The organism is Methanoregula sp., from assembly GCF_002835825.1.
GTDB lineage: Archaea > Halobacteriota > Methanomicrobia > Methanomicrobiales > Methanospirillaceae > Methanoregula.
This window is the reverse complement of record NZ_PIZH01000530.1, coordinates 1-1,419: the sequence shown is the minus strand read 5'-3', so window position 1 is coordinate 1,419 and position 1,419 is coordinate 1. Positions and strand designations below refer to the sequence as shown.

Annotated in this window: 2 protein-coding genes; both read right to left on the bottom strand. The window is 52.7% G+C overall.

What is annotated here, in order from left to right; genetic code table 11:
* Positions 1–404: 404 nt before the first annotated feature.
* Positions 405–680 carry a type II toxin-antitoxin system mRNA interferase toxin, RelE/StbE family gene (locus tag CW742_RS12995; RefSeq protein ID WP_292421044.1) on the bottom strand — a complete coding sequence of 92 codons (276 nt, stop codon included), beginning with the start codon at positions 678–680 and terminating at the stop codon, positions 405–407.
* Positions 673–891 (bottom strand): hypothetical protein, encoded by a 219-nt coding sequence (locus CW742_RS12990; protein ID WP_292421042.1) that lies wholly within the window; start codon positions 889–891, stop codon positions 673–675. Before CW742_RS12990 ends, CW742_RS12995 begins: the two co-directional genes overlap by 8 nt.
* Between the last annotated feature and the right edge of the window lie 528 nt (positions 892–1,419).

Sequence of the window (1,419 nt, the reverse complement as noted above, 5' to 3'; positions counted from 1 at the left end):
GCAGTACCTCTGGTGCTTGTGTTTGCTCTAACAGTGGTGTATCTGCAGATGATGGCTGCCAAAGCTCTGGCTCAACTGCCGTTGGATCGTGCAATGGTGCCGGAAGCACAGTAACATAAGATTTCCGGACAATATTCACAAAAGTTCGAAAATACGATACTGAATTTTTTTTATTTTGCCACAGGTAAACGATCCCGCGGCAAACAACTCCTTTTTTCTCCGTTCCCATCTCGCATTAACTGACAGGGAATACAACCGGATGTAACTATCCTGTTCCGGTCCTCATCCGGCTCTCCGGGAACACGCCCCGCCGGGCAGCCTCGTCGCATAACCACGGCGGCTAGACCCGCTTCCCGCCATAGCCGTAGTTGTTCGCAACCCGGGCCGGTCCGGCAGGATTGAATTCAATAGACTTCTTTGTGCGATCCGATATCAATCAGGAGAACCTTCGTCCGGTGTTTATCAAGAAAATCAAACACGAGACGGTGTTCATAGGTGATCCTGAACGACCAGAGTCCTTTCAGAACACCGCTTAAGGAATGTGTCTTGAGTGATGGATGAAAGGGATCCTCGGCAAATTGCACGATTTTCTTCGCAAACAGTGCCTTCAGCTCCGGGTGCTGGCGGACCCACTTCGTATAGAGTTTCTTGAAATGTTCATCCCAGATGAGTTCAACCATTCAGATCCGCCAGAAGATCTTTTGCTGTCCCGCTGCGAATTACGTGTTTCCGCACGTTTGCCTTTGCCTGTTTTGCCCGGCGGACAATGGCCGTGCGTTTTGCATCGAGAAGCCTGCGGTAAATAATCTCCTGGAGGTACTGCTGGTCTTCGATATCGAGTTTATCCACATATTCAAGGACGGTATTGATGGATACTGCCTCGGTCCCCATAGAATTACCTTATACCATAATCGCTGTTTCTCTACAAAGGCATTGTGGCAGAACCGGTCAGTTCCCCGTTTGCTTCTTCATCCGGCTCTCCGGGAACACGCCCCGCCGGGCCGCCTCATCGCAGAGCCACGGCGGCGAGACCAGTTTCCCGCCATAGCCGTAGTTGTTTGCAACACAGCCGGTCCGGCACGTGCGAGAAAGAGACCGGGCAGTACCTGCGACGAATTTCCCCGTAACGCCTCCAACAGGACCTCCGCAGAACCGCCCGGTTTCTTCGCATCCAGAAAATATCCCCCCATTCCGGAAAATCCCCCCAATATAAAACCGCAACGCATATTATCCATTACCGGCAAAAAATCAATCATACGAGGTATCGTTCCCATGACCAACACACCCGCCCGTTCCGCACAGCCCAGCGATAAACCCGCCTACGTCCCGCCCCGTTTCCTGCGGCTCGCCGATCTTAACGAAGGGGCGGGACGTAGGCGGGTTTATCGCTGGGATGTGCGGAACGCTGTCCCTCATACA